The following is an 18,501-nucleotide window of genomic DNA, read 5'->3' on the forward strand; positions in this document are numbered from 1 at the left end:
AAGCGGCTGGCGGGTCAAATATGCATTAAATCAATAAATTCATAGAAATCATTCACAAACAACGTTATTTACCTTCTGTTCACAAAACGAGAAGCGGCTCACTGATCAAACAAACCTAAACGTTTATGTTTACTCACATAAACGTTTAGGTACAGACAATAACCGTTTATATCGCAGGTAATTTCTTAAAAGCAGAGAGCAAAAAATGCGTAAAGCAACGATGCGGGATGTGAGCGAAGCGACGGGATTTTCCATGTTTACCGTTTCGCGCGCGCTAAACGGTGGCGATGGCGTCGCTGACGACAGCCGGGAGCTGATTTTAAAAGTGGCGCGAGAGCTCGGCTACGTACCCAACCGCGCGGCCCAGGCGCTACGCCGTTCGAGCAGAGACTCGGTGGCAGTGATCACCGCCCATGCGTCGAACTCTTACTATCTCAACCTGATGTCCGGCATTCAGCAGATGCTGCAGCCTTCGCAGTGGACCGTGGTGCTTGGCGATATTGCGGTCAACGGCATCTACGACCGCGCGCAGGAAGATCGGATGATTAACCGCCTGATCGAGTCACGGATGGCCGGGATCATTTCGACCGTGACGCTGCAGCCGGAAAGCCTGACTCTGCTGGCGAAATGGGACATCCCGGTCGTCTTCGTTGATTCCCCGCCCCGCGGCGAGCACAACTTTCCCAGCGTCACGACCGACAATTACCATGCCAGCCTGCTGGTGGGAAACCATCTGGCGCAGCACGGCTATAAAAACTGGCTGCTCCTTATCTACCCGGACCGCTGGACCACGCGTTTTGAACGCGAGCGCGGGATACGCGAGGCCGCCGAGCGGTGCGGCGCTACGCTTGAAGTTGTCGAAACGGAAAACGACGCGCAGTCGGCTGCTGACAAACTGAGCCAGTACCTCGACCACCAGAAAGCGCTGCCGGATGCCCTTATTGCCGGTAACAACCCTATCCTGTTGGGTTCGCTCAAACAGCTCCAGCAGCGCCAGATAGCCATTCCAGAGGATATGGCCCTGATTGCCTACGACGAATTCGACTGGGCGCCGCTATTAAATCCGCCGCTGACGGTGCTCAATGAAAATAGCGAAGAGATTGGCAGACAGTCGGCTGAAATGCTTATCCAGTTAATTAACCCGGAAGGGAAAGGAGAAATCAACACCCAACGTAAAGTTCCCGCCGAGCTGGTTATACGCCAGTCCTGCGGCTGTAAAAAAACGCATAACAATTAAAAGACATTATAGAGATTGCTGACAACGTTTCGCCCGAACGGACTTGCCCGACGCCGCTTCGCGCGCGCGGGCCTGAAAAACGGCTGTCGCGGTTTTGCCAGGCCCGCTAAGGCGCCTGCCGGCTAACAGCGGGAAAGCGTTCGCAACGCGTTTGCCAGCCCTCTCTAATCATTTTGATGATTTAAATAACGGCTGAATAATCGGCCGCCAGTAAAAAAACAACATCAGGGGATTATTTCTGAGGCTTCCCCACACCTGGCCGTACGTCATACCACACGATAATGAAAGGAACAGAATATGACCAAACTTCGTAAAGCATTTCTGGCTGTCGCGGTTACTGCGGTAATCACCACCATGACAGGATTTATCCCCGCCGCCAGCGCCGCGCCGCAGGAGGGCAAAAAAATATCCCACATCGGCTTAATGGTGCAGGACATGTCCAACCCCTTCTTCTCGGCAATGGAAAGGAACGCAAAGCAGGCCGCGGCAAAAATCGGCGCAACCCTTAACGTACAAGATGCGCAGGTCGATCTGGCAAACCAGAACACGCAGATTGACGCCTTTATTCAGCAGAAAGTGGATCTGATCATTATTTCCGCCGTCGATGAGTCCGGCATCGAGCCGGCCATTCAGCGGGCAAAAGCCGCCGGAATTATCGTTATCGCGGTCGATACGCCCGCCAGGGGCGCTGACGCGGCGATCATGACCAATGCCATCCAGGCCGGCGAAACCTCCTGCGAATATCTGTTCAGCCAGATGGGCGGCAAAGGCAAAGTGCTGCTGGTGGACGGCACGCCGATTCAAACCATTATTGACCGCATCAAAGGCTGTAAAAACGTCGCGCAAAAATATCCGGATATCAAAATCGTCGGGCAGCAGGCATCCCGCAACGACCGCGCTTCAGGCCTGATGGTCACCACCGATATGCTCACCGCCAATCCGGATGTCTCCGGTATTTTCGGTATGAACGATCCTTCGGCGCTCGGCGCGGTGCTGGCCGTTGAGCAGGCCGGCAAAGCCGGTGCGATTAAAGTCACCGGCGTAGACGGCAGCCCGGAAGCGGTTGAAGAACTCAAGCGCAGCGGCTCACCGTTTATCGGCACCGCCACGCAAAACCCGGGCGAAATGGTGCGCCAGGCCATCTCGCTTGCTCAGGATATGGTTGACGGCAAGCCTATTGCGTCCCCTACCGTATTGATCCCCAGCGTGCTGGTCACGCGCGACAACGTAGATAGCTATCCGGGCTGGTAATCACATCATCACTCAAGAGGCAAAAACGGGATGACGATTGGGTTCATCCCGGAGGGCAAAGACAATGGCCGACATCACTTCACCCCCCTTGCTCAGGCTGGAAGGGATTTCAAAACGCTACGGCGCGACCCTCGCGCTGAACAACGTACGCTTTGATTTATTCGCCGGAGAGGTCCATGCCCTGATGGGGGAAAACGGCGCGGGTAAATCCACGCTGATGAAGATCCTCTCCGGAAACGAGCAGCGCGATAGCGGCGCGATCTATATCAACGGGCAGGAGATTGATATTCGCACGCCAAGAGATGCGCGCAAATATGGCATCGCCATCATCCATCAGGAGCTGAATACGGTTCCCGATATGACGGTGGCGGAAAATCTGTTTCTCGGCCAGGAACCGACCTCTTTCGCCGGTATTCTCGATCGCAAACGGATGCTCCGGGAGGCCCGGGAGAAGCTGGACCGGATTAACGCGGACATCGACCCGCAGGCGCCGCTCGGCTCGTTGAGCATCGGACGTCAGCAAATGGTCGAGATCGCCCGCGCCGTCAGTGAAAACGCAAAAGTACTGGTGCTTGATGAGCCGACCGCCGCCCTGTCGCGGGCGGAGACCCTCCAGCTTTACCGGCTGATCGAGCAGATGCGTCAGGATGGGGTCGGGATGGTCTACATCTCGCACCGCATGGAAGAGGTATGGCAGCTGGCAAACCGGGTCACGGTGTTCAGGGACGGCACGTGGATCGGCACGGAAACCCTGAGCAGCGTCTCGACCACCGATATCGTACGCATGATGGTCGGCCGGCAAATCGTCGATCTCTATCAGCACGAACCGCGTACGCCTGGCAAAGTACTGCTGGAGGTCGCGGATCTGGCGGGTAGCGCAACCGGCCCGGTCTCCTTTGAGGTCAAAGCGGGCGAAGTCGTCAGCATGTCCGGACTGGTTGGCTCTGGCCGAACCGAAGTGGCCCGCCTGTTATTCGGCGCCGACCCTCGCACCCAGGGAAGCGTACGTATTAACGGCAAGGTAAGCCAGCCGTCAGATCCCACCGCCGCCATTGCCGACGGAATCGGGATGGTGACCGAGGACCGCAAAACCCAGGGCCTGTTTCTGGGCCATTCGGTTGAGCACAACATTGATATCAGCTCGCTGGAGAACTTTGTCGCCAGCGGCGTGGTTAAACGCAAAACCATCCGCGCCGCCGTCCTTGAGCAGATGCGCCGGTTACGGCTGCGGGAAAATGCGGTCGAACTGCCCGTCAGCGCCCTGTCCGGCGGAAACCAGCAGAAAGCGGCGCTGGCGCGCTGGCTGCTGCGCGATTCGAGGCTGCTTATCCTCGATGAACCGACCCGCGGCGTGGATATCGGCGCCAAAAGGGAAATTTACGAACTGATCGACAAACTCGCCCGCGCCGGGAAAGCCATTCTGGTGATCTCCTCCGATTTACCGGAGGCCATCGGCATCAGCGACCGCGTGCTGGTTATGCGCGGCGGCCGAATCGTTCACCAGTTACCCTCATATTCAGCAACGGAAGAAGAAGTGATGCTGCACGCAACAGGAACCTTTACCAGTCAATCCGGAGAATGCCATGGACAACAATAAACCTGTGACGGAACTGCCGGTCAAAGCGCCGTTTGATTTTGCGAAATGGTGGGATCGGGTGGGGATCTTAATCGTTCTGCTGGTGCTGCTGATCCTGATGTCGACCTTTGCGCCAAACTTTAACCGCGTCGATAATCTGCTGAATATCGCCCGCTCGATTTCCGTCAACGCTATTCTGGCGGCGGGCATGACTTTCGTCATTTTAACCAGCGGAATTGATTTGTCCGTCGGGTCTATCGTCGCCGTCTCCGGCGTGATCTCGGTGGTTGCGGCGATGGCCGGGATCCCTGCGCCGCTGGCGATTCTGGCCGGCGTGGGCGTGGGCGCGCTCTGCGGTCTGCTGAACGGCGTGCTCACCGCCTATCTCGCTCTTGCGCCCTTTATCGTCACTCTCGGCACAATGACCTTCCTGCGCGGGATGGCCTACACCATTACCGAAGGGCAACCTATTGTATCGAGTAGCCTGAGCTTCCGCGAGCTGGGGAATGGCTATCTCGCCGGCATCCCTGTTCCGGTCATTATTATGCTGGTGGTTTATCTGCTGGCGTGGTTCATTCTTGAGCGCACGCGGTTCGGTCGTCATATCTATGCCGTCGGCGGCAACGCCCAGGCCGCGCGCCTGGCCGGCGTCCGGGTAAAACGCGTACTGGCGGCGGTTTATATGATTGCCGGCGTCTGCGCGGGTCTGGCGGGCATTATCTTCGCCGCCCGGGTCATTTCCGCCCAGCCTACGGCGGGTACGGGATATGAACTGGACGCCATTGCGGCGGTAGTGCTGGGCGGCACCAGCCTCGCCGGAGGACGCGGGCGAATTATCGGCACCCTGATTGGATCGATAATTCTCGGCGTGCTCAGCACCGGCCTGATTCTGCTGAGCGTCCCCTTTTTCACCCAGCTATTGATTAAAGGCATCGTCATCATTCTTGCCGTGGCGATTGACGGACTGAAGCAGCATCCGGAACTGTTTACCTTCTGGCGGAAAAAAGAGATCGCCCGTACCCGCTAGCTTTCCCTGACGCTTTGTTTATCCGCCGCGCTGGCGGCGGGTCTTCGCATGCTTAAATTTTAATGGAGTCTACGCCCATGACATATCACATTACGCTGACGGACCCGATGAACGGTACCCGGGATCGCGAACCGATTACGTTTACTCTCCCGGAGAAACTGCAGGAGCCCCTGTGGTGGGCAATCACCAGCGAGGACCAGCGGATCCTTTGCCAGCGCCTCACTCATGAGTCGACGCAAAACAGTACCGCCTTTATCGCTACGGTAAGCTTCAGCGGCACGCTCCGGATGCGGCTTGAGCGGCCGCTAACGGCGGCTGAAGTCGGTGAAGTCGCTGGTATCCACCGCCTGCCTGGCCGGGAGAAAGACTGTTTTGTCCGCCTCAATACCGGCTGCTTCGATCTGGAAATGTGTCGGGGAACCGCCCAGGGCGTGGGTTCATCCAAGTGGGGGCTGCGCCATTTTCGCTGTTTGCAGGACAACGTCGAGCTGCTTCCTTCCGGGAATAACGCCATCGGCGGTTTTTACGGTCCGTTCTTTACCCCGGAAAATGGGCTGATTAACCCGCCGGAACATACCCTCGTTGATATTGAAATTGTTGAGGAAGGCCCGGTCTATCATCACTATCGCATGCACGGCACGATCCCCAATGGGTTATTAGCGGAGCTGCGCGGTAAGCACTTCACCATCGACTGGAAGTTCAGCTGGAATACCCCGTGGTTTCAGCGGCGCTACTGGGTGGATGACTTTTCGACGGTCATCAACGGGCGTTCGGTGACCAACAAGATCACCGTCGGCGACGAGTTTGAAAGCGGTCCGGGAAAACTGCTGTTTGACCGCTTCGCGGCCTACGGCGGTACCCGCTATCGCGCAGGCGACCCCTACGCCGAAGAGCTGGTCGCCATGGTGGCTCATACCGTTACCACCTCTGAAAACCAGAGCCCGAAATTTGCCGAATTCCGCGAACAGCTCGCCGACATGGCCTCCGCTCACTGGGATCTTTACTGGCGAATGTTCTGCCGCTGGGAAAACGTGCTGGATGAAGCTGAAATCCGCGAAAGGCTTGGCGTTGTGCGCGCCCGGGCGCACGTTCGCGCCGACCTGAATGAACGGGAATGGCGCCTGACTGATTCTCCCGTCAACGTTTCCGCCGTGCCGGATGAAACCGTGTTCCCGGGACCAGCCAGTAAAACCGTCGAGTACGATTCAGCGAGCGGCCGGGCGATGATCTGGTGGACCTCCCGCCCCTCCGGCGCGTTTCAGATAGTCCAGCGCCGTCAGTCCGGTTGGGTGAACTGGGGCAGCAACGGGGAAAACGAGTGTCCGGAGCTCCCGGTCGGGGTCGATATCAAGACCGCCTGCGGGATATTCGCTGACAACTGGATGCAGGTAGCAGACGGCCTGGAAACGCCGCCGCAGGTCGCGGTGAGTCAGGAGGAAAAGCCATGATCCTTTGCTGCGGAGAAGCCCTGATCGATATGCTGCCCTGCCGGAGCCTTGAAAATGCTCCCGCCTTTACGCCCTGCGTCGGCGGCGCGGCGTTCAATACCGCCATTGCCCTGGGGCGCCAGGGGATGGCGGTCGCGCTGTTTTCCGGTTTATCGGACGATTTTATGGGTGACAAGCTGCGCCACACGCTTGACGCTTCCGGCGTGGATTATTCGCCCTCAACCCGCGCGCCGCTACCGACCACGCTGGCCTTTGTCAGGCTGGAAGGCGGACAGGCGCGCTATACCTTTTACGATGAGAATAGCGCCGGCAGAATGCTGACTGAAAGCGACCTGCCGACGCTCGGTGATGACGTATCTGCCGTCCTGTTCGGCTGCATCAGCCTGATAGCCGAACCGTGCGGCAGCGTTTATGAAGCGCTGATGGTAAGAGAGGCGCCGCGCCGGGTGATGTTCCTCGACCCCAATATTCGTGAAATCTTCATCCAGGACCGGCAGAAACACCTGGCGCGCATGATGCGGATGATTGCTCTGGCGGATATCGTCAAGCTTTCCGATGAGGACCTCGCGTGGTTTGCCGAACCCGGCGAAGAACACGCGGTCATACGCCGTTGGCTTGCTCTGGGACCAAAGCTTATCGTGGTCACCCGCGGGGCTGACGGCGCCGATGCCTGGACCGCTAATTTCCATCTTCATGTTCCAGGGATTCGCGTAACGGTTGCCGATACCGTCGGCGCCGGGGATACGGTCAATGCCGGTATTCTCGCCAGCCTTTCGCAGGCCGGACTCCTTGAGAAGCCCAAATTAGTGACACTGTCACGAGAACAGGTGCGACGCGCGGTCGATCTCGGTATGCGCGCCGCCGCGGTGACGGTCTCCAGGCCGGGGGCTAACCCGCCGTGGGACCATGAGCTCTGAAGACGGAGGACGCCAACCCTTGTAAACCCCAGGCGACCGGATGATGGTCTGAAAATAGCGTTTATGGATGGACCATCATCTTTATTTATTGTGGATATGATTTATGTCCCAATTATTGAATGAAAGCTAAACCAGCTTCATTTAATCATGGGTTATTACCTACTAATCCATTAATATCAGACAATTAGATCGTGATCTATTTTCTGCCGATCTCGCTGACAGACATCAGGGACAGGACGTCAATAATGAAAAATACTCCATGGCTCGTGCGCTTACGTAATACCTCTATTCCGGAGCATAAGCTTCGTCCCGCGAAATGGCTGGCGCTGATTGCCCTGCTGCTGCTGCTGGCGCAGCTGATGGTCGAATCCCTGTTGCTCACTGAATAGCATCAGGGCACGCCTTCCCCAACGGAAAGTAGCGCTGATTGGCCACCACGAATTTTCTGTTTTTCCCTGCCAGAGCCGCGTCGCGATAGCGTTCGCCCGGCAGCAGATACAGCTGCGTGGCGCGTTCATCACTCCCCGCGCACCCCTGGTGAACAATCACCCGAAAAAACGTATTTCCGCTATTATAAATCTCCCCCTGGCGTTCATCTATCTGCCACTCCAGGCGCTGCTGACGCGGCCTGACGACCAGAATAGTGCTCATCGCCACCACCGGCAGCACATCCATCTTTTGCGGCGTCGTCCTGAAAGGTATCAGCGTCACCGGCGTCTCTTTGAATACCACGCGATAATAGCGCTCCTGATTATCTTCAGGGCCTTTGTAATAGAGACGGAAATATTCACTGCTTCCCGGCGGTAAATGGAAGCGCAGCGGGGCATAGAGCAGTTCGCCCTGATTAGGCAGAACCGGTTCATTCCCCGCGCCGGGTTTGGCAATTTTCCACGCCGCGATGGAGTACATATTATTACGCGGCGTGTCGTTATACAGCGGCTGCGAGATAAAGGCCCGGTCGGAGGGCATCTCATACACGACGGCATTAAAAAACGCCCCTGCCGCCGCCAGCGGCGACGCGGCCAGCAGCATAACAGCGGCTTTCATTAATCTGCCTCTCACTCGACGCCCAGCCATTTGGCAGTCACTCTGACCTCGCCGCTGGCGTTCACCGTTCCCATCCAGTCGCTGCCGTCGAGAGTGCGTCTGGAGCGCGGATCGTCCATCGGAAACAGCAGCTGCAGGCGGGTGGTGAAATAGTAGCCGTCATCAATTGCCGCATTCCACGGCGTTTGCGTCCAGCGCGCAGCGGTCATATCGATCTCCGCATCGATGCAGCTATTGCGGCTGGTGCGGGTTTCTCCGGTGGATGCCGTCCAGGAGAGAAAGGCCGGGATCGGCACCTGCCAGCCGCCCTCTTGCGACGTAAACAGGCAGTATGAGACACCATCAATAGAGGTGCCATCGCCGATCACCTGAGCCGTCACCGCGTCCGCCATACGCTCGGAGGAGACGGTTACCTGATATTCAAAGCCGATCGGCGTCGGGTCGCCGATATTGCCCGACTCTTTCGGCGCAGCATTGCCGTCCGTGGACACAATACTGATCCCATACTCTTTCGGCAGAATATTGATCATACTCGACGCCGTAAACTGATAGAACCCGGACTGCGCGGTGTTACTGTTATCAAAGAAGAAGGTAAACAAATCGTCGTTATTGGTAATGCTAATTCCGCGCTGGATCAGGTTCTGGAAAAAGGTTTTCGAGAGGAACACATAAACGTACTGGCCTTCGGGGGTAAAGACGTTGCTATAGGTAGTGGAAGCGCTCCAGTTATACCAGGTGGATCCATTGCCGCTATATTTGATGGTTTTAGACGCCGGACTAAAGCCCAGCCTGGCGGTATCGACCACCATTTCAAATGACAGAGAAGAGGTCACCCGCTTGGTTTGACGATAGCGATACGACACCATTTTACAGGTCATTCCGCTTTCGCCGCCGACGATACTGACCTCGCAGTGCTCGCTACCGATATTGACGCTGGGCGTGCCGTCGCTGGCAATCCAGATTTCCGCCAGCGCGCCGGTGCTGTTCAGCGTTAAATGCCCGACTTTAGTGGTATTGATGGTGTAATAACGCCATGTCGCGCCCGAGGCGAGATCCCGACAGCGCTGGCCGGATGCCGCATCGTAATTAGTTTTGGTGTAACAAAGATTGAGCACAAAAGCATCGCTCTCGCCAGGCTGACGGTTGCGCAGATATTCATACATTGCCGGGGAGAACGTGGCGTAGCCGGTGCCGCCATTGTTCAAAGAGCTTCCGGACATCGTATGATAAAAACCTTCACTATCAATGACCTCGCCGGAAATATAGCCCTGCGACGGGCAGTCGGCGCCGGTGGTCATACAGCGAATGCCGATAAACGGTGAATTCACCGGCGAGTCCGACAACCACATATCGTAGTAGTAGGATCGATAGCTCCAGCTGACGTAGCCCATATAGCCCAGACTGCGCTGCTTCGTCGAGTAGCGGGTCCAGACGTTTGCGCCGGAAAAGCGCGGGTCCAGGCTGCCGGGGGTAACGAAATATTCGTTATCGACATGGTTTTCAATAAACATATAGTCATTTTTCCCCGAGCCGCTGCTGCTGGCTTTCACCGCCAGGCTCTGGAATGACGTGGTCGCCAGGCAAGCGCCCAGCGCCAGGCCGCAAATCAGTTTACCAGGTGTCACGCTGCCCCTCCCCCTGTACCGCCATACGCATCTGCGCCTCGCACTGCAGGTCCCCCATCCACACCGCGCCGCGCGCTTCCTGCAGATTCAGCTCCAGCTCGCAGCGCTGTCCGTTTTTTTCGACCAGAGTGATGGTCGGATAGCGTTTATCAACATCCATGGCGAATTCTCCCTGTCCATCGGTGCGCCCTTTGCCGATGTGATTATGAATATCGAGGTGGGCGGCGACGGTGCCGTTATCGCGCCGAATGCGGCCAAACACCGTAACCAGCTGTTTTATCTCTGGACGAATAACGTCCACATTACCGGGATACAGCACCGCCTGATGGCTTCTGCCGCTGACGATATCCACGCTATCGGCGCTGCGTTTGTCATTCATCAGCTCCACGCTGTAGCGCCCATAGGCGGGCAGCGGAATAAAGTTTTTCTGGCCGCTGAGCGGGTAATGCTGGCCGTTAATTTTGGCAGTCATAGTGGCGTTGTCGCGGAAATCGGTATGGATCAGCACCCCCGATGTATGGCTTCCTTTGGCCGGAACAACATCTTTTCCGGCCCAGGCGACGCTGCCCAGGGTACTGAAATTGAGGTTGGTACTGTTATCCGAAGCATGGGTGGCGGATAGCGTGCCGCTGCTGTATTTAGTGTCGTAGCTGGCAAAACCATTGATCGCCCGTTTATCGCTGCGGTAGCTCTCGCTCTCTTTGCTTTTTAACCGCCGGGAAGCTGAGATGCCCGCCTGAGTGATGGCGCTATCGGCGAAGCGTTTTCTGAGCGCCATATTCGCCAGCATGTTGCCGTTTTCGCTGGAAACACCGGCGCTGAACCACGCCGCCAGCGGCAACGAAAAATCGAGGTTAATGTATTTATCCCGCGTGGTGTCCTGGTTGCGCTGATAGTGGTAATTCTGCACCCCGGTTCTCAGAGTAACGGTACCGTAGCGCCCCGACGCCAGCGTCTGCGAGTAATCAAGGTTGTTATAACGCGTTTTGTTACTGTAGTTTTCCGTACGGCTGAAGGTCAATGTGCCGAGGTAGGGCGTCAGCGATTGCAGCGGCAGCGTTGTCCCCCAGGTAAAGTAATCCCCTTTGCGCAGCGGTAAGTGGTTGCCAATATGCGTAAATTCTCGCGAACCCCAAAGTGAACCATAGCCCGCAGGCAGACTCAGATTGAGGGTGGTGATGCTTTTCCTGCTGCCGTCGTTGGCCAGCAAAACCTGCTGATTAACCCGCAGACGTTCGTTGAACATCACATCCACTTCGCTTTCGTTTACGGCGTTGCTGTCGAAACCGTATAGCGTGGTTTTAAACCCAGTCCCGGCGAGCCAGGGCAGCGTGACCGCCGCCGCGCCGCCGCTAAGCCAGGTTTCCTGCTTCCCCTCGCGCCGGGCATGTTGTGGTCGATAGTCGGTTTTATGGTATTCGAGCATTCCGCCGAATACTTGCCACGACCAGCGCTCGGTGACGCTCGAGCGACGGGCGTAGGTTTTGTTAATCTGTTCCGTGCGGCTGCTGGCCACTTTGCCGTTGATCACAACCTGCACCTCAACCTGATATATGCCGAACGGCAGCGTTGCGGTATTGACTTCGTAGCTGCCCATCGCAAGGTTCTGAATGCTCAGTAATTTGCCATCGCGCAGAATATGCACTTCGCCCGCCGCCGGTAAAAAGACGGTAATCGGCGTCAGGGACAGGGCGGTATCTTCAAGGCGCGAGTTGCTTTTATTGCCATAGCTCACGCCGTAGATGCGGCTGGAATTCAGCGCGCTCATGCTGGCGATGGATTGTAGATTCCAGGTATCGACCATTCCCAACGCCAGGCGTTGGCCTGCCATATCGCGCTCATACATCGCCCGGTAGAGGTTACCGCTGCTGTCGCCAGAGCCGATACCGTAGATAGAGCCGTTGATATTCACGTGGTGCTCGCGAAATGCCGCGGTGTTATCCAGCGTCAGGTAGCTGCTGGTGCCGTCGTAGCCGTTATAACGGTGATGATAAGTACCAAAGGTATAATTGAGCACGTTCGACGGCGCACCGGCGGTTGAGTCGCCCAAAACGCTGTGCCTGGCAAGCGTCGTCGCCGCCAGCGCGCTGCGATCGACGGTCATTTCAAGGTAAAATGCCCGGACGTCGAAAGTGATCTGCGCCGCGCCGGAGAGACGCAGCGTCATATCCGCAGAAAATTGTTGGTCCTGCAGACCATTGACAATCTCCTCTACCGGCGCAGATAGCGACAGGTTATCCGGCGTGGAGAGCAGCGTCAGTTCGCGGATCGTCAGCGCCCCGTCCTTGGTCGCAATCAGCGCATCGGCGATTTTTTGCCGACTGCGCGACGGCAGCTCCGCCTCTTTGTAGCGGATAAAAACCGGTACCCGCATCCCCTGCTTAAGCGCATCAGCAAAAACGGGCGGAATAACATAATCCCCCACCCGCAGCAGCGTCGCTCTGCCCGCGCTTTCGTTGGCTGAAGCATCGACGGTACAGACGAGACATATTCCCGGCAGCAGCATTCCTTTTCTGAATAACCATCCTGACATCTGTAATTCTCTATTTGACGTGAATATATTTACCTTCGTGCCAGATACCGATTCGCGTCTGTTTATTCGCGACCTGCGTATGCGTTATTTTTGCGCTAAGTCCGGGCATCACGTAATAACGTTCACGGCAGCCCTCACCTTTGTTTTTTTCAGGATCTTTACAGGGCCCATAGGAAATAACCCGGAAGGTCACATTGCCGGTATTCGTCACCGTATCGCCGCGATGCTGATAGTTAAATTTCGCCTTGCGCGGCGCCACCACCAGAATGGTGTTAATTTGCGCTGAGGTTGTCGCCATACCGTGACGTGAATTACTGCTGGCCTGATGATCGCTCACCGGTTCATCCAGCCACGACAGCCGGTAATAGCGCTCTTTATCATCTTCAGGACCATGATAAATAAAGCGGAAATGTTCTCTGGCGCCGGCGGGAAGAATTACGTTTGCCGGGGTAGAAAGCAACTCGCCGGGCTGTTCCATCGGAATAATTTTGCCCCCTGCCATCGGCGTAGAGAGGCGGTGGGCGCTGACGCTAACAAATCGCGCCGAGTCGCTGGCGTTATCGATCTCTTTCGCCAGCATCTGGTCATTGGCGAACATAATGGAGGTCACTTCCCCAACGCCAATCGCCGCCGCGCTAGCGCTGATTAACAGCGGCAGAAATAAAAATGGGTATAATTTTTTCATCATTAAAATAAAGGAGGGATACCCCTCCTTATTGGCAAATTTAAAGGCGATATTAGCTCTGAGACAGCGTCCACTCGGCGGTAAACTGCACCTTCACATCGCCGCTCCAGTAGCCGTCGGCAAGGGAAGCGAAAGGCGTCGCGGTGGTACCATTTGAGGTAGCGGAATCGACGGTAAACAGGAAGGCGCTCTGCGTGCTGGTGCGGTTATCTTTATCAGCATATCCCGCGATCAGCGCTTCCAGGCCTGCGGTAATATTATTGCTAATATCCATCATTTTCACCGGCGTGGATTTGGACAGCTTCTCACCGTTCCATGCCACGCCAATTTCCAGCGTTGAGTTATCCGTAGCGCGGGTCAGCGTGTTGGTCACCAGTTGAGAGGTTAAAACGAAATCGGACGCGTTCTCCTGCCCCTGAATGGTAATATCAAACGCCCCATCCTGTGAATTAAACGCTTTCAGACCTTCGGCATATTCAAAAGAGACGGAACGCAGCGGCGTAACGACCAACAGGCTGGTGGTATCTTTTGTTGCAGAAGCATCCCAGCTTGCCGTTGCGGAAGCCGTTACGTCCGCAGCCATGGCGCCGGAGCAAAAAAGAATGGACGTCGCGCATGCTGCCAGAAGAGACTTTTTCATTATATATCCTTAATAAACATTTCCAGATGTAGTGCTTTGGCGTTGCCGCCACAGAGATATTTTGCCCCGAGAGCAAAATAAGATTCATTACGGGCTATTAAAACGACGCTGCAGCGCTGAAGACATTCGACAAACGCCGAGCTAAATGTATATTGAAATTTCAATGCGGCGAAGTATAAATTCCCGACAGGCAGCTGTCTATTGCTGTCAAAAATAAGAATAATCGTCATTACATTCAGTAAAAGGAAACTGAGAGGATGATCTGTCGTGGTTTTAAAATAATCTGTTTAAGACTTTTCTCCTGACCATTGGCGAATCATCGCAGACCCCAGGATAAAACACGGCGTCGACCAACAGAAACAGCGCACAGGGATCGTTTTTAATCTGAGTTCAGTAGAAAAAAATGAAGGAATAGCCGAATGATGAATCAGGTAAACATTTCCCGGTGTAAATATATCCCCTGAAAGTTTCCTCCAGCAGGCTCTCATCATAAATATCGCTGGCTAAGAACAGTACAACAACCCATTCGCCAGTACCGATAAGTTTAAACTCAACCCGGATTTGTGACAGGCATCTCAGTTTATCAACAATGGCTAGACAGAAAGAACTCAGACATGCTAGTAATTAATTCAAGCAAGGGAACGGATTTAAATTAAACACCATTTAAACCCCACCCGTAAGGCTGAAAAAATTAATTGATAATGGTTTGGGTAGCTGAACGATTATCAAAAGGGTAAGTGAATCGAAGGCCCTCAGAGACGAAAGTCTCTGAGGGCCTTTTTGTTTTTTTTCTATCTCAGGAGTCAAAAATGTCTAAAGAACGTCGTCTCTCTCGCATTTTCGCAAAAGATGGTAAATCAGTCACTCTGGCGCTGGATGGCTACTATTTTTCGACCAAAACTAATGGTATTGATAATACGATAAACCAGCTCCCGGCCCTCGTCGACAGCGGTCTGGACTGCGCGCTGGTGACCTGGGGCATGTTGAAAAATTTCCGTGAAGTTTTCAATTGCGTCCCCGTTGTATTACGCGTCGATAGCACAGTGAGTATTTTTGACAATACCGTTCCCGACACCACCCCCGTATTTTCCATTGAGGACGCGCTGAAAGTGGCGGCGGAAGGCGTGGTGTGCATGACTTTTCCCGGCGCGTTCAATGAGGAGAAAACGCATATCATGGCGATGCAGCTGGCGCAGGCCGCCGACCGCTGGAACGTACCGCTGATCGTGGAATCCCTGCCGTACGGCTATCCCGTCACTAGCGACGACTCCAACAATCCGGCCGTTATCGCCGCCTCTGCCCGCATTGCCGTTGAACTGGGGGCTGACGTGATCAAAACCCGCTTCACCGGCACCGAGGACGACCGGCTTATCGTCGAAGCGGCCGGCGTGCCGGTGCTGGCGCTGGGCGGGCCGAAAACCGGGATTGACGGTTATTTTAAATTTGTTCATCACTGCATGCAGGTTGGTGCAAAAGGCGTGGCGGTGGGTCGTAATATCACTCAGGACCCACAGCCGGCAAAAGTAGTAGCAGGTCTGAATGCCATCATCCATGAAAATGCGACAGCGGAAGATGCCTACAGCCTCTATATGGCTAAATAACATCGGATATTAATATGCTCTTAAATAACACCATCATTCCTTCAATCAGAAAATATAAACATTTTGAACAGGCGCTGGCCTGCGCATCAGAATACGTACTGTTATCCGAAGCGAATATTGGCAATCTGCAATCGTTGATCGGTAAATGTCATCAGAGTGGCAAGAAAGTGCTTATTCACCTCGAGCTACTGGGTGGTTTTAAACCTGACCAGGCGGGTATTAGTTTGCTCAAAAATTACTACAAGGTTGATGGTGTTATTTCGTCCAATCTCTCGGCCCTACGCTATGCCAAAAAAGAGGGATTGTTAACTATCTTTCGGGTACTGCTCATCGACTCGCGCTCGCTGGATCACTCCATCGATATTGTTAAGCATAACCCGCCAGATGCTATTGAAATCTTACCTGCTGAATATGCCTGCCAGTGTCTGGAATTGATTAGCCGGAATTTAAAAGGCTTTGATGTGATATTCATCGCCGGAGGCTTTGTTAAGCGGAAATACCTTGTAGATAAAATTTTCCATGCCGGATTTAAAGGCATTACCACCAGTGAACCCGGTTTATGGTAACTCATAAGGAGTCCACGCGAATGAAACAACACTATGTCATGGGCATTGATAACGGCGGCACCGTTACAAAAGCGGCGATTTACGATCGCGCCGGCAACGTGGTGGCCAGCGCGTCGAAATCAACGCAAATGCTGACCCCGAAGGAATTTCATACCGAGCGGGATATCAACGAACTCTGGGCGGCTAACGTCGAAGTCATTAAAAAAGCCATCGCGCAGTCGGGTATCGACGCCAGCCAAATCAAAGGCGTGGCGGTAACCGGTCACGGCAACGGGCTTTATATGGTGGATGAAACCGGTGCCCCGGTGCGCAACGGAATTATCTCCACCGATAGCCGGGCTAAGGCCTGGGTAGAAAAGTGGTACCGCGACCCGACGTTTGTTAGCGATATTTTGCCCAAAACTATGCAGTCTATCTGGGCCGGGCAGCCCGTCGCCCTCCTCGCCTGGCTGAAAGAGAACGAGCCTGAAACGCTGTGTAAAGCGCGCTACATTTTCATGGTCAAAGATCTGATTCGTTTTTATCTGACTGGCGAAGCTTTTCTCGAACTTACCGATATCTCAGGAACCAACCTGATCAACGTTCGCGACCGCGACTATGACGCCTCGCTGCTGGCCTGGTGGGGACTCGGCGATCTGCGCGATAAGCTTCCGCCCATCAAGCTCTCCACCGATTGCTGCGGCTACATTACCGAAGACGTCGCGCAGCTCACCGGATTGCGTGCCGGAACGCCGGTCTCGGGCGGGGTGTTTGATATCTCGGCGTCATCTGTCGCATCCGGTATCAATACCCTGGATAAGCTGGCAATTATTACCGGAACATGGAGCATTAACGAATACGTGACCGACCATCCGGTTATTGACCAGGATCTCTTTATGACCTCGATTTATCCGATTGAGGGCAAATGGTTAATTACCGAGGCAAGCCCCACCTCCGCCAGTAATCTGGAGTGGTTTATCAATAACTTTATGGAGAGCGATCGCACCGCCGCCGCTGCGCAGGGATCGTCAGTCTACGATCTGTGCAATGAGCTGGTCTCCACAACCACGCCCGCGGAGAGCCACCTGCTGTTCTTCCCGTTTGTCTTCGGTTCCAACACCATCCCGGACGCCTCTGCGGGGTTTATCGGCCTGAATAGTTTCCACAAAAAAGCGCATTTTTTACGCGCGATATATGAAGGGGTTGCTTTCAGCCACCTGTATCACACCGAACGGTTACGCAATATTAACCCGCAGCTCAGCCGCACCATCCGGATTGCGGGCGGCGTGACTAACTCAGCGGTCTGGCTGCAGATATTCGCCGACATTTTCCAGTCCACCCTGGAGATTGTCGACGTGAAAGAGCACGGCACGCTGGGCACCGCGATGACCGCCGCAGTAATGGTTGGCTGGTTTGATGACGTCTTTGCCGCCTCAAATGAGATGGTTCACGTTTCGCGAACGGTTACACCGGACCCGGACAGCAACAAGGTCTATCAGGATAAGTATCAGCTTTACAAAAACCTGCTATCGGAAATGCAGTCTCCGTGGAAAAGCTGCAGTAACTACATCACGCATTAAGTGAGGAAAGTATGGATCTGAATTTACACCACCGCACGGCTATCGTTACCGGAGGCGCTACGGGCCTCGGCAAAGAGTTTGTCCTTTCACTCGCCCGAGAAGGGGTCAACATCTGCTTCACCTATATGCGTGATGAGGAGCGCCCGGAACAGCTGATCGCTACGGTAAAAAGTAGCGCCAGCGTCGAAATTATTGCGGTGAAAACCGATCTTTCCGACGAGCATAGCCGGGAGAATCTGTTCGCGACCTGTCTCGAACGCCTGGGGAACGCCGATATTCTGGTCAATAACGCCGGGATCTGGCTGAGCGGTTACGTCACTGAAATCACCCAGCAGGAGTGGGATAGCGTGATGAACGTCAACCTGAAGGCGGTGTTCCACCTGAGCCAGCTGTTTGTCAACCACTGCCTGGCGAAAGATCAGGCCGGCAGTATTCTGAATATCACGTCTCAGGCGGCCTTCCACGGTTCAACCACCGGTCATGCTCATTACGCGGCCAGTAAGGCGGGTCTGGTGGCCTTCTCAATCTCGCTGGCGCGCGAGGTGGCGAAGCAGAAAATCAATGTCAACAACATCGCCGTCGGCATCATGGATACCGCGATGATCCGTAAAAACATTGAACAGAATCCTGACTATTACGTCAGCCGTATACCGGTAGGCCGGGTGGCCCAACCGCACGAAATTGCCGACATCGGCGTCTTCATGGTCTCACCGAAAACCCGCTATATGACGGGAGCGACTCTGGATGTCACCGGCGGTATGTTGATGCGTTAATTTATGGAGAATGATT

The 18,501-nt window shown here is 54.9% G+C and carries 16 protein-coding genes; 11 read left to right on the plus strand and 5 right to left on the minus strand.

From position 1 onward, the window contains the following. The first annotated feature begins 205 nt into the window (after positions 1-205). The 7 genes from ACSIPU_RS01950 (at position 206) to ACSIPU_RS01980 (ending at position 7,845) form a co-directional block, all read left to right on the plus strand. Positions 206-1,237, plus strand: a complete 1,032-nt coding sequence (locus tag ACSIPU_RS01950; protein WP_024274202.1) for a LacI family DNA-binding transcriptional regulator — start codon at positions 206-208, stop codon at positions 1,235-1,237. A 297-nt stretch (positions 1,238-1,534) separates the two neighbouring features. Next, positions 1,535-2,488 carry an ABC transporter substrate-binding protein gene (locus tag ACSIPU_RS01955; RefSeq protein WP_004102208.1) on the plus strand — a complete coding sequence of 318 codons (954 nt, stop codon included), beginning with the start codon at positions 1,535-1,537 and terminating at the stop codon, positions 2,486-2,488. A gap of 64 nt (positions 2,489-2,552) precedes the next feature. After that, positions 2,553-4,085: a sugar ABC transporter ATP-binding protein gene (locus tag ACSIPU_RS01960; RefSeq protein WP_032728295.1), complete on the plus strand. Its 1,533-nt coding sequence runs from the start codon at positions 2,553-2,555 to the stop codon at positions 4,083-4,085. Then, a complete protein-coding gene (locus ACSIPU_RS01965; protein WP_004113181.1) occupies positions 4,072-5,091 on the plus strand; it encodes an ABC transporter permease subunit in 1,020 nt (339 codons plus the stop codon). The genes ACSIPU_RS01960 and ACSIPU_RS01965 overlap by 14 nt, the downstream gene beginning before the upstream one ends. Before the next feature lie 77 nt (positions 5,092-5,168). Next, complete coding sequence (locus ACSIPU_RS01970) at positions 5,169-6,539, plus strand: hypothetical protein (RefSeq protein ID WP_064355653.1); 1,371 nt, start codon at positions 5,169-5,171, stop codon at positions 6,537-6,539. Then, positions 6,536-7,456 carry a carbohydrate kinase family protein gene (locus ACSIPU_RS01975; RefSeq protein ID WP_064355654.1) on the plus strand — a complete coding sequence of 307 codons (921 nt, stop codon included), beginning with the start codon at positions 6,536-6,538 and terminating at the stop codon, positions 7,454-7,456. The genes ACSIPU_RS01970 and ACSIPU_RS01975 overlap by 4 nt, the downstream gene beginning before the upstream one ends. Positions 7,457-7,701: 245 nt before the next feature. After that, complete coding sequence (locus ACSIPU_RS01980) at positions 7,702-7,845, plus strand: hypothetical protein (RefSeq protein ID WP_004102219.1); 144 nt, start codon at positions 7,702-7,704, stop codon at positions 7,843-7,845. On the opposite strand, the gene ACSIPU_RS01985 is transcribed toward ACSIPU_RS01980, so the two are convergent. From ACSIPU_RS01985 to ecpA, 5 genes are read right to left on the minus strand one after another with little or no spacing between them, the layout of a single operon-like run. After that, the gene (locus tag ACSIPU_RS01985; RefSeq protein ID WP_064355655.1) at positions 7,835-8,503 is read right to left on the minus strand and encodes a hypothetical protein; all 669 of its coding nucleotides are present in this window, start codon (positions 8,501-8,503) and stop codon (positions 7,835-7,837) included. The two genes, ACSIPU_RS01980 and ACSIPU_RS01985, sit on opposite strands and share 11 nt — an antisense overlap. Positions 8,504-8,514: 11 nt before the next feature. Then, positions 8,515-10,113, minus strand: coding sequence for a hypothetical protein (locus ACSIPU_RS01990; RefSeq protein ID WP_064355718.1), 1,599 nt, complete (start codon positions 10,111-10,113; stop codon positions 8,515-8,517). 1 nt (position 10,114) lies between these two features. Then, positions 10,115-12,661, minus strand: coding sequence for a TcfC E-set like domain-containing protein (locus ACSIPU_RS01995; protein WP_196557547.1), 2,547 nt, complete (start codon positions 12,659-12,661; stop codon positions 10,115-10,117). A gap of 10 nt (positions 12,662-12,671) precedes the next feature. Then, positions 12,672-13,349: an EcpB family pilus assembly chaperone gene (locus ACSIPU_RS02000; RefSeq protein ID WP_004102226.1), complete on the minus strand. Its 678-nt coding sequence runs from the start codon at positions 13,347-13,349 to the stop codon at positions 12,672-12,674. A 49-nt stretch (positions 13,350-13,398) separates the two neighbouring features. Then, a complete protein-coding gene (ecpA, locus tag ACSIPU_RS02005) occupies positions 13,399-13,986 on the minus strand; it encodes a common pilus major fimbrillin subunit EcpA (protein ID WP_004102228.1) in 588 nt (195 codons plus the stop codon). 809 nt (positions 13,987-14,795) lie between these two features. Here ecpA and ACSIPU_RS02010 point away from each other — a divergent pair. The 4 genes from ACSIPU_RS02010 to ACSIPU_RS02025 are packed head-to-tail and all read left to right on the plus strand — an operon-like array spanning position 14,796 to position 18,485. After that, the gene (locus ACSIPU_RS02010) at positions 14,796-15,587 is read left to right on the plus strand and encodes a class I fructose-bisphosphate aldolase (protein WP_004102230.1); all 792 of its coding nucleotides are present in this window, start codon (positions 14,796-14,798) and stop codon (positions 15,585-15,587) included. 14 nt (positions 15,588-15,601) lie between these two features. Continuing rightward, positions 15,602-16,153 (plus strand): glycerol-3-phosphate responsive antiterminator, encoded by a 552-nt coding sequence (locus tag ACSIPU_RS02015; protein WP_004102232.1) that lies wholly within the window; start codon positions 15,602-15,604, stop codon positions 16,151-16,153. A gap of 20 nt (positions 16,154-16,173) precedes the next feature. Continuing rightward, a complete protein-coding gene (locus ACSIPU_RS02020; protein WP_023329739.1) occupies positions 16,174-17,712 on the plus strand; it encodes an FGGY-family carbohydrate kinase in 1,539 nt (512 codons plus the stop codon). Between the two features lie 11 nt (positions 17,713-17,723). After that, on the plus strand, positions 17,724-18,485 hold the full coding sequence (locus ACSIPU_RS02025) for an SDR family NAD(P)-dependent oxidoreductase (RefSeq protein WP_004102236.1): 762 nt from the start codon (positions 17,724-17,726) through the stop codon (positions 18,483-18,485). Positions 18,486-18,501: the final 16 nt, after the last annotated feature.

The sequence above is a fragment of the Klebsiella sp. HN106 genome, from assembly GCF_051209435.1.
Lineage (GTDB): Bacteria > Pseudomonadota > Gammaproteobacteria > Enterobacterales > Enterobacteriaceae > Klebsiella > Klebsiella oxytoca.

Coding starts and splice junctions, on each gene's coding strand:
- ACSIPU_RS01950 (WP_024274202.1), top strand. CDS start 206: ATGCGTAAAGCAACGATGCGGGATGTGAGCGAAGCGACGGGATTTTCC.
- ACSIPU_RS01955 (WP_004102208.1), top strand. CDS start 1,535: ATGACCAAACTTCGTAAAGCATTTCTGGCTGTCGCGGTTACTGCGGTA.
- ACSIPU_RS01960 (WP_032728295.1), top strand. CDS start 2,553: ATGGCCGACATCACTTCACCCCCCTTGCTCAGGCTGGAAGGGATTTCA.
- ACSIPU_RS01965 (WP_004113181.1), top strand. CDS start 4,072: ATGGACAACAATAAACCTGTGACGGAACTGCCGGTCAAAGCGCCGTTT.
- ACSIPU_RS01970 (WP_064355653.1), top strand. CDS start 5,169: ATGACATATCACATTACGCTGACGGACCCGATGAACGGTACCCGGGAT.
- ACSIPU_RS01975 (WP_064355654.1), top strand. CDS start 6,536: ATGATCCTTTGCTGCGGAGAAGCCCTGATCGATATGCTGCCCTGCCGG.
- ACSIPU_RS01980 (WP_004102219.1), top strand. CDS start 7,702: ATGAAAAATACTCCATGGCTCGTGCGCTTACGTAATACCTCTATTCCG.
- ACSIPU_RS01985 (WP_064355655.1), bottom strand. CDS start 8,503: ATGAAAGCCGCTGTTATGCTGCTGGCCGCGTCGCCGCTGGCGGCGGCA.
- ACSIPU_RS01995 (WP_196557547.1), bottom strand. CDS start 12,661: ATGTCAGGATGGTTATTCAGAAAAGGAATGCTGCTGCCGGGAATATGT.
- ACSIPU_RS02000 (WP_004102226.1), bottom strand. CDS start 13,349: ATGATGAAAAAATTATACCCATTTTTATTTCTGCCGCTGTTAATCAGC.
- ecpA (WP_004102228.1), bottom strand. CDS start 13,986: ATGAAAAAGTCTCTTCTGGCAGCATGCGCGACGTCCATTCTTTTTTGC.
- ACSIPU_RS02010 (WP_004102230.1), top strand. CDS start 14,796: ATGTCTAAAGAACGTCGTCTCTCTCGCATTTTCGCAAAAGATGGTAAA.
- ACSIPU_RS02015 (WP_004102232.1), top strand. CDS start 15,602: ATGCTCTTAAATAACACCATCATTCCTTCAATCAGAAAATATAAACAT.
- ACSIPU_RS02020 (WP_023329739.1), top strand. CDS start 16,174: ATGAAACAACACTATGTCATGGGCATTGATAACGGCGGCACCGTTACA.
- ACSIPU_RS02025 (WP_004102236.1), top strand. CDS start 17,724: ATGGATCTGAATTTACACCACCGCACGGCTATCGTTACCGGAGGCGCT.